The organism is Brevibacillus sp. 7WMA2, assembly GCF_010748895.1.
Taxonomy (GTDB): Bacteria; Bacillota; Bacilli; order Brevibacillales; family Brevibacillaceae; genus Brevibacillus_B; species Brevibacillus_B halotolerans.
In genome coordinates this window covers 989162-1000293 of the sequence record NZ_CP048799.1, presented here as the reverse complement: position 1 = coordinate 1000293, position 11132 = coordinate 989162, and the positions used below count along the sequence as shown (strand labels likewise).

Here is an 11132-nt window from a genome sequence, read left to right as displayed (position 1 = left end):
CCTTGTCATGTTTTCTAGTGCTGTTTCCAAAACGTGCTTTTCCTTTGATGATCGTTTTGGGCTTGATTCAAATTCCATATATTGCCCTTTCTTTGTTGTTTATCTACAGAGGAGCTTTTTGTCACTTTACTCATCTCAGCATCAGACGGTTTTTCATTTGTCTCATTGGTCTCTGTTCTTGGCAAATCGGAAGGCTCCCTCTTACTGATGAAAATGGGGGGAGCTATCGGAGACCGTTTTATACGGCTGGCTTCTGTTTCCTCCCACGCTTCAACCAGCACGTGAGCATTTGTACCACCGTCTCCAAAACAATTTATTCCCGCCATTCTTACAGAACCTATCCATTCTGTAAGCTTTCGATGGAAATAGAATGGGGAGTTTTCCATATCAAAATGTTTCATAGGCTGTTCTCCCGACAAAAACGGGACAAATCGGCGATTCTGGAGCATTAACACCACTTTAATAAAACTAGCGATTCCTTCAGCACTTAACGGATGTCCGATATTTGGCTTCATTGACCCCAAAGCGCAAGGAAGCGTATTGTTGCTACGGTATACCGATTGGATGGCCTTCAATTCCAATAGATCGGTGACCTCTGAGCCAGAAGCGTTTGTTTCGATGTATGCAACATCCTTCGCCTCTCGACCGCTCTTATCCAGTGCCCGTTGCATCACTTCTTTTTGAGCGTGTACGTTTGGAGTGGCAGGGCCTGCCGTTCTGCCATCGTTGTTAATCGCAATTCCTTTAATCACGGCATAAATGCGATCGCCGTCTTTTTGTGCCTGATTGACCGTCTTCAGCAAGACCATGCCAGCTCCTTCTCCCAAAACAACCCCGCTGGCGCGCTGGTCAAATACATGGAAGTCTGGCTCTTTGCTTAAAATGCCTCTTTGCTCAAACAGTCGATGGGAGAAATCTCCATTCAATAAGCTAACTCCCCCTACTAAGGCCGCTTCAACTTCTCCACTGAGTAATGCTTGAATCCCCATATTCATGCCAACCAATGCTGACGAGCATGCAGTATCTATCACGAGACTAGGTCCCCGCAAGTCGAAAAATTGCGAAATATTCGCAGCAAGATAATTTTGCCCTACTGCCACAATAGGGTTTCTCGCTTGACGAAGTCGTTCCTCATCAGGCCAATGCTGGGCACGTGCACCAAGATACACTCCTATCGCCTTGCCCCTAACATTATCTTGGGTATAGCCAGCATGATACAGTGTCTTGAGGCTCTCTTCTAAAACCATTAGGGCTTGGGGGTCCATTGCCTTAGCATCTTCTTCAGGAATATGGAAATAGGCGTGAGCCAGCCCTGAGGCAGTGTTTAGTAATCCTGCAACAAAATGGTTTTGATAGCCCCAGCGTTCTTCTGGAACAAAGTTAATCGCTTTCCTTCCTTCTGCCAAAAGACTCCAATACTCTTCTAGCTGATTAGCCCCTGGCAACCGGCATGATAGACCTATTACGGCAATATCAGCTTCTTTATCAGACAAATCTGATAACGGAGCTGGTGATACCGAAAATGAATCGTCTTGTGGCTTTTGATCTAACGCTTTTGGAGTAGTCCAGGTAGATCCAAATTTATGCGATAAGGTGTCACTATACGTGTTAGCCAGCCATCCCGCTAACGCGTCAATGGTTGCATATTCATACAGAATAGATGGATCTATCTCTTCATTCACTTCTTGACTAATCAAACGCATTAATTGCGCTAAAATAATAGAATCGGCCCCGTAATCCTGTATCGGAATGTTAGTCTCTAGCTTTTCCTGATCTATTTTTAATTCCTTGGAAAACAATTGAAGTAACCAGTTTTTTGCTACCTCCTGCACCGGACCCAAAGCTTGGCCTGTTTCTATCGGTACAGCGCGAGCAGACGCGTTATCGGTAGCTGGCCCCTGAAGCTTGCGCAGCATAGAATGCTCAAGCTTCCATACATCTGGATTAACCATTGCAGGAAGGACAACAGCATTCAGCTTGTTCGCTAACACAAAATCTAGTAACCGCAGACCTTGTGCATCGGTATGACTATACAGTCCCGAAAGCTGGTAGGCTATACTTCTAACCTCACCCATACCGGTTTCTTTCCAGCTAGGCCATTGAATGCTTGTAATCGGACACTCATGTCTCTTTGCCCAAGCAAAATAATCCATATATGCATTAGCCATAGCATAGTCACTTTGTCCTGAAGCAAGTGCTGGAATCGCCGCAGACACGGACGAAAATAATAGGAAAAATGCTAGTGGCTCATTCTTAATGCATTCATACAGCACCTGAAGACCAGCAACCTTTGGCTCTAATACCGCTTGAATTCGTTCCAGAGGCTTTCGGATAAAGGCTGGATAATCTCGATCGCCAATTCCTGCACAATGAATGACTCCACCGATAGGTCCCATTGAACTCTTAATTTCAATCATACTGGTCTTTACAGCTTCTGGGTCAGTTAATGAAACAGAAAGGACCTTTACCGATGCTCCTTGGGATTCTAATTCTCGGACCACTTGTATTTTTTTTGCTACAGACGTATCCTGCCCTAGATAATCATCCCAGTTTTCTCGCGCAGGAAGTGTCTCTCTGCCGGTTAAGACCAATTTCTTGACGCCATGGGTAGCAACAAAGTGTTTCGCACACAGTGCCCCTAACCCTCGTGTTCCACCTGTAATCAATAGCACTTGGTCGGGTGGAAAATCTAATGATTGCTTCATGTCCCATTTTTCTGAAGGAACCTCTTCCTCCACATGACATGCCTGAAGCCGTAGCCCATCCCGATAGCATATCTCGGATTCTTCACCGATTGTGTTACATTCTGCGGCAATATGTTGAGCCAGCAGTTGGGTATCCTCACTATCCTCAAGATCGACGTGGCGTGAACGAACATGACTATACTCGCTTTGCAGCATTCGATATAATCCAGCTCGGCATGCTCCAGACAGCTCAATGTGATTGTTGCGGAGTGCTTCAAGTCCTTTGGTAACCCCAAGGAGCAGTAAGCCATTCTTGTTGCCTTTGTCAATGAGCTGCTGCAACCATGAAATACCTAATAGTGATTGTGTCTGTTCACCTGAGCAACCAACTAAATCAATGCAACCGGCATAGGATTCCCACTCGTTTTGCTGAAGGACCATGACATCAAGGTCACACACATCCCGTATCTCGCTACGAGGGAGCTGTTTGCTAATTTCCATGGCTAATTCTCTTGTTTGATTCGTTGTCAGGATAACGATACTGCCGTTACGATCTCCTGAAGAGAATACCGGCTCGCATGGCTCCCAATGTTTCTGCAAAAGACGATTTTCCTGCCGCACTGGGCTAGGCAAAGCATGGGACTCGCGAGCATCAAGGGTTGTTGCTGTGCTGTTAGCTGACTGTGCAACTACAGAAGCCCCCCAGTAATGTTCACGGGCAAATGGATAGGCAGGAAGATGGATACGAGTTGGTTTGTTTTTACCAAACAGCTTGTCCCACTCTATGTGATAGCCTTGGCAGTAAAAATCAGCCAAAGCAAGCAGCGTTTCATGGTATTTTGTTTTTTGCTCATGCTGGGCTTCACTTTGTTTGAGCAGTTCTTGTATAAATCGCTCCATAGCCATTTGCGCAATAAATTCCCGCGACACCTTACCCTGAAAAACATGAGGAGCCTTCTTGCTCGCGACTAGCATTCTCCAAGCGTTTAAAGCATCTTCCACATCTTGAACCACGATTGCACAGCGGTGAAGATAATGTTGTCGTCCTTCTAGAAGGGTATAGCTAATTTGCGGCAAGCTCATGTTGGCCCCTTCTCCCTCAAGAAAACGGATCATATCCCGTATTTTTTCTTGTAGAGCCTCTTCACTTTTAGCTGACAGAGCAAGTATGTGATAAGGTGGCTTTTTCATTTCATACCCCGTTGACTTATCAGGATAATGCTGTAAAACCATATGAACATTCGTTCCACTCATACCGAATGCACTGACGGCTCCAGTTAGAGCTTTACCTTTTGCAGCCGTCCACTCCCTGCTTTCGGTATTGACATAAAAAGGAGAGTTCTTCCAGCGAATATATTCATTTTCCTGTTCAAAATGAAGACTCGCAGGTATAATTTGATGGCGGAATGCCTGAATCAAGCTAATGAAGCTGACTAATCCGGATGCTGCAAACGAATGTCCAAAATTCGTTTTGGTAGAGGTAAGTGCACAAAACTCTTCTTTTTTGGTATATCTCTTAAAAGCCTCCTGTAGTGCATGAATTTCAACTGGATCACCTAGCTTTGTGCCTGTACCGTGAGTAACAATATATTCGATATCTTCTGGATCCACCTGATATTGATCATAAACGGATTGTAATAGGTTTGCTTGGGAAATTGAGCTTGGTGCTGTTATTCCGTTGGTTTTTCCATCATAGTTAATGCCGCTTCCCTGAATTACTGCATGGATCGGATCGCCATCAGCTTGAGCTTGGGATAATCTTTTCAGTACAACAGCCGTCACAGCTTCCCCGGGAACCATTCCATTCGCACGCTTGTCGAAAGCGAAGCATTTACCGTCTTTTGACAGCATACCAGCTCGGCTCATCCCCTCTAGAAATACAGGGGAAAGCATAAGACTTACACCTGCCGCGATAGCTGTTTCGCATTCGTTGTTACGCAGGCTCATGCAGGCCTGATGCACAGCAACAAGACCCGAGGAACAAGCCGTATTAATCGCTAGTACCGGGCCATTGAAATTCAAGAAATAGGAGATACGTGATGCCAGAATCGCATTATGGTTGGATGTGATGGTTCCAGCTTCTTTCACAACAAACTGATAGTCCCCTTCCTCAACCCCAACAAACATTCCGACCTTCCCATTCTTGATCTGCTTTTCCCCATAGCCTGCATCCTCTAAAGCTTTCACGGTTTCCTGAAGCAGTAATCGTTGCCTTGGATCCATCAGCTCTGCTTCCCGAGGGGAGATTTCAAAAAATAAAGGATCAAACTCGTCCACCCCTGGAACCCAGCCGCATTTCCGGTCTATTTTAGCTTCAGTTAAACTGCGCCGTTCCTCAGGAGGGTATTGAATAGTATCCTTGGCATCTACTACAATCTGCCACATCTCCTCAATATTTCTTGCTTGAGGAAACCTTCCACTCATTCCAATGACCGCAATAGGCTCTATAAGATTAGCTGAGGCTCTCTCTTCCCTGAAGCGTGTTGATCTGAACTCACGCTTTCTACCAGCTTGTTCTCGATTGGACTTTGCTGTCACAGTCGACTCTGCTGGGATTGATTTCCGTACAGAATCGCTAGCAGTGGCTTCTCGATAAAATTGTTCTATCTGATCTACATGCTCTTTCAGATAATATTGGATCATTTTCTCCAATGTGGAATAACCAAAAAATAAGGCTGGCGTTATTTCAATCTCAAAATGCTTGGTCAGAGCCTTTGCAAGCTCCGTCAGGCTTATGGAATCAAAACCATAATCAGCTAAGTTATCTGTCTTATCAATCCGATCTCTTGGAATTTTAAGGATTTGACTGATTTTCTCTCTTACATCCCACTCCAGACATTGTTCGATAGTAAATCCGTTCATCTCCACTCGTCTGCCCCGCCCCGAAACAATCGATTGGCTATTAAATGAAGCTTCTTTTCCTCCCTGTACATGCTTCAGAAAGCGTTGCACTCTGTTTGGTTGTCCGTACAGCACTAAATGCTGGGTGTTAGCCTGGGCAAGCAAGCGTTCAAACAGTGCAATCCCTTGCTCTGATTCTAAAGCACGTTGACCGCTAGACTTTAAGTACATAACCGTACTTTCGTCTCCTCCGATATCCATTCCGCCATCTTTCCAAAAAGGCCAATTGATAACAACTGCTTTTCCCTTTCGAAGTCCTTTTTGGCTCTCTTTGTTCCAATAATCGGCGAACGCCATTTGAAAACGATTACCAACAGCATAATCACAAGAGCCAAAGTCTCCAAGAATGGCTGAGGCTGATGAAAAGAAACAAATGAAATCAAGTTCATTCTTTTTCAGCAATTCGTCTAAAGTACTCGTTCCCGCAATTTTCGGCTCAAGCACCTCATAAAAGCTCAGCATATCTTTTTCTAATATGCTTCGATCACTTTGTAGACCTGCGGCATGAATGACACCTTTTATGTTGGTACCAAAAAATTCTTTTGCTTGCTCCAGTCCTTTTTTCATGGATTCTAACTTACAAATATCAGCTTGAATATAAAAGACCTTGCTTCCCAAACCTTCCAGTCTAGCAAGCTTCTCCTGCTTGGCTTGATCTAGTTGAGATCGCCCTGTCAATATTAGATTGGCATTGTATGTATTTGCTAGATACTCCGCAAAGAGCATACCAAGGCCGCCTAATCCACCCGTTATCAGGTAGGTTTGCCCACGTTCAATCAAGCTTTTTTCAACTTGTGGATGGGTTGATTGTATATCACATACATATCTTTTTCCTTCTGCATACAGAACATTCTTACAATCGGCCCCTTCTAGCTCAGCCCACAGTATCTGTATTCTATGCTGTTCTAGTGTTTGTCCGGCAGCATTCCCATCCGCATAAATGACAACTGACATTTGAGTGTCCATTAAAATAAATCCTAGAGAACGCTCAAAACCAATCCAAGATTCTGCATGGCAGCGTTCAAGATCATTCTTATACGCTGCCCCCAGCAATAATCGGCCAGCTTTAAGCTTGGAGCTATCCAAAGCCTGCACCATATAAACAATGCTGGCATAGTCTTTTCTACAACTCTCGTCCTCTAAAGGCCATAAATAAAGGATGGCATCTATCGCGCCAAAATCATTTTTTATACTCGTAAAGGCCTCTTCAAAATGAGAACGATCGTTGCGATTCACTGCATAGATTTGCCGAGTTTGTTTCCTGTAGACAGCATCCTGTGAGATGAAAATAAGCTTTGCCTCTGAATTCATACGCTCTGCCATTTCTGTTACGAAACGTTGGCGAACGGGATCAGTCAAAAAACAAACTATGGTGTTCAGAGATTGCTTCTGTTGCTTCTCTATAGGCTGTTCTCTCCAACCTTCCTGAAAGGTCAGGATTTCATAAGGCTCATCCAAAAATGGTTGTGAATCTGTGGCCTTCTGTTTTTCCTCCAAAGCCTCACTTAGGATTTCATCCGATATCTGTAAGCGTAGTCCTCTCATACTAACGCAAACCGTACCATCCAGATCACACAGATCAATATCCACAGTCTTGATCTCTCCATCAGATAATTCATTTTCACCGTATCGTATCCACGCCCACATATCTTGTGTGCATTTGCTATACACTTCAAGTTCCTCAAGTGTAGACGGAAGTACATTGTTGGCATGAATCTTATTTCTATCTAAATGTTGAGCTGATTGTAGGACGGCTTCAAGCAAGAACGGATGGATGACAAATTCATTTATCGTAGCGTTCATTGACTCAGATACATGTACCTTAGCTAATACCTGTTTTGGTCTGGTATATATTTCTTTCATACCATGCATACTTGTAAAATCCTCAATACGCTGAAAGTCTGCCTTCATACTGTTCAGATCAAGAGCTAATGGAGCTTGTACCGCCTGAAGTAAAGCTGTTCCTTCTCCATACAAGGTACGCTCTTTTGCGGATGCTTGTGAGCCGCTATAAATTTCGTAAGTAACCTCTGTATCATCGGTAGGGAAAAGCCCAATGTTAACCTGAGCTACACCCGAATCATCCACAGTAATCGGGTTATACCACAACATGTTTTTAACACGGAAGCCTTTCTTATTCTCTATCCAAAGAGGCGTAGATTGCTCTACTGCCGCTCTTGCTAATTCCAAAAGGGCAACTGGTGAAAGCATCCGCTTCCCACTCGAAAGCCGGTCATTGAAGAAAAACTCTTCTCCTGTAAAGAATGAGCTGTAGCGCTGTTCCCATAAATCAGAGGTATTTTGATGGAGAAGCGGATGAACTGCTGCATCTTTTGTCAGGCTGTCCCTTTTTATAGCCTTTGGCGCTGCAATCCAGTAGCGTTCCTTAGCAAAAGGATAGGTAGGTAAGCTGATACGACGAGGCTTGCTTTCACCGTAAAGCTTACTCCAATCCATCACAAGCCCATTCACCCAAAATTCTAAAAGCTTTCCGTACTTGCCTTTAGCGATCCAAGCCTCGATTGTTCCTTGCATATCCTCGTCTACACCTAGTACCAACAGGGGCTCTTTATTTCGCTTCGCTTGTCCACTATAAATATCAGCGCCGTCTATGCTTCCTTTCAAATAGCGATTCAGCTTTTGGTTCACTTCTCCAATCGATGCCGCTGTAAAAGCCAATCTTGCTTCCATTGCCTGTCGTCCCACCTGAAGTGTATAGGCGATATCCAGAAGAGCCTCATCATCGAATAATTCTGCTTGCATGACTGTCGCAAGCTGTCTAGCCCGTTCCCTTAATCGATCTTCATTTTTAGCGGATAGTACGATTAGCGCTGGTTTATGCATTGATCCTGAAAAAGTATGGGTGTGCGTCTCCTGATATTCTTCAATCACGACATGTGCATTAGCACCCCCGGCCCCAAAGGATGAAATCCCTGCTATACGAGGACATTCCAGAAGCTCCCCATTCCGTTCTATGACGGGACGTTTCCACTCACACAATTCTTGCTGGACAACAAATGGAGTCTGTTCAAAATGAATATTAGGGTTCAAAGCGTTGGCATGCAAAGTCGGTGCAATTTTCCCATGCTTCATTTGCAGCAGAATTTTAGTCAAACCTGCAATACCTGCTGCGCTTTCACAATGTCCAATATTGGATTTTACCGAACCGATTGCGCAAAATTGGTTATCCATCGTATCCGACCTAAAAGCTCTGGTCAGCCCTTCGATCTCAATCGGATCGCCAAGTGTTGTACCCGTGCCATGTGCTTCGAGATAGCTTACCATTCGAGGATGGACCTTCGAACGTTTCAATGCTTCCGCGATTAATTGTGATTGAGCAGAGGGACTGGGAACTGTGTAACCATTCGTTTTCCCCCCGGCATTTAGCATGCTACCTTTAATAACTCCGTATATATGATCTCCATCCGCAATTGCTTTGTGAAGCGGCTTTAGCACAACAGCTCCAACACCTTCACCATCGACAAAACCATCTGCTTGATCTCCAAACGACTTACATTGATCTGTAGAAGATAGCATGGTCATTGCTGAGAGCCTGACATAATGGATTGGATCGACAACCAGATTGACCCCACCTGCGATCGCACACTCGCTGGTTCCGCTGTAGAGACTTTCCAAAGCCAGATGGATTGCTGTAAGTGAAGAGGAGCAGGCTGTATCTACAGCCAAGCTCGGTCCTTTAAAGTTCATCAGATAGGACAGCCGGTTGGCAATCGACCAGTAACTTGCGCCAGTCGGATAGTTTCCGTTCATCACACCAACGAACACTCCTACTTTTCCACTATCACTTAACTGATCTGGTGTATATCCTGAATCCTCAATACTAGCATAGGCACTCTCTAGAAACAGTCTCTCCTGTGGGTCCATTTGTTCGGCTTCTTTCGGAGAGATTTGGAAGAAAAGAGGATCGAAGGTGTCTATATTTTCGATAAATCCTCCCCATTTCGTATAGATAGTCCCCTTTTTCCCTTTCTCGGCATCATAGTAATCCTTCCAATCCCAACGATTCTCAGGAATTTCGGTAATACAATTTTTCCCCGTACGCAGGTTTTGCCAATATTGCTCTACATTGTCCGCTCCTGGATATCTGCCTGATAGACCGATGATGGCAATGTCTTGTATTTCTGAAGGTAGATTCTTTACTTCAAGCTTCTCTTCGACGTCTGGCTTCCAAAAGCGCTTGCTATCGGGTTTTATCAGTTGAAGAGAAGTATCTATTGCTTGTGCTAAGGGTTGCGCAGGAATAAGAGATTCAGCTTCTGGTAGATATGTTTTTAGACCTGATAGGGACATCAACGCTTCTCTTTCTGTCTCCATAAGATAATCAACTAAGGCATCAATGGTCGGGTATTCAAAAAACAACGTACTCGATACTGATTTACATACCTGACGCAAGCGATCGGTCAATTGAATAACTAGTATCGAGTCAATACCGTATGATTCCAAAGATACCGAGGATTCGATTTTATGGAAAGGAAGCTTCAAGGTTTCACCTACTAGCTTTTTCAGCTCCTCTATGCTCTTTTCACGCAGCAATTCCAGTGGGATACTTGCTTGCCCGACTGCTTGTGTTGCAGGTAGACTTTTCTTACGCTCTGCTGAAGGCTTACTAATCTGATGCTTTGCTGGACTAATACTTGCTTCTGTAGGGCGTTTATATCTGACAATTCCGTCGCTTTCAGCAACAATGATTTGTTGTCCGATTCCGTGCTCGGCTTCTGCTGGAAAAAAGACGGATTGAAAGCCTTCCTCTATCAAAAGTGCTTTCCAAGCCTCTGGATATAGGCCAGGACATCCCGGAATACGAAGTGCTTCATCCTCATACAGCCACCAGCCCTCCAAAAGTCCAAAGGTCAGGTGGATAAATAAATGGTTACTGCTCATTTCATTGATCAGCAATAACCCGTTTTGCCGTAAAAGAGCCTTGGCATTTCGAATCGTAGAGCGAATATTTTTGGTAGCGTGCAGTACGTTTGTCGCAATGACCAGATCATACGAGCCCGTATGAATCCCCTGATCTGAAATAGGCTCCTCTACATTCAATAATTGGTAGGTCAAAAATGAATAGTGAAGGCCATATTCTTTTTGCGCATGAAACAGAAAGGCTTTCGAGATATCTGTGTAGCAATACTCCTCGATAGGAGCTTGCACAGCTTTCAGTTTGCCCAATACTCTGGCAGTTGTTCCCCCGGTTCCTGCACCGATTTCCAGAATGCGTATCTTTGCAGAAGGATCAAGTTCCAACCGTTCTTCTACATAGACAGCTACACAATCAGCGAGAATGTCATTAAAATAGTCTGCAACATCATTATGCTTGTACACACCTTCAACAAGCTCCATAGAGGAATGAGGAAACATAATGTCTGTAGCAAGCACTTTGCCTGTTACAATATCTGGCAATGAACGCAACGTAGCTTCTACCAAGATGACCTGCGATCTAACATTTGGATCCTGTAGCCACTCTTGCTTTTGATGATTCCATTCATTCCACACCTCATTAGAATCGGTCGGAAAATTAGCCTGAACGAC

The 11132-nt window shown here is 44.4% G+C and carries 1 pseudogene; it reads right to left on the bottom strand.

The features are described from left to right. Positions 1–14 precede the first annotated feature (14 nt). A pseudogene (locus GOP56_RS04035) lies at positions 15–11072 on the bottom strand (SDR family NAD(P)-dependent oxidoreductase); the annotation flags it as partial. Positions 11073–11132 lie beyond the last annotated feature (60 nt).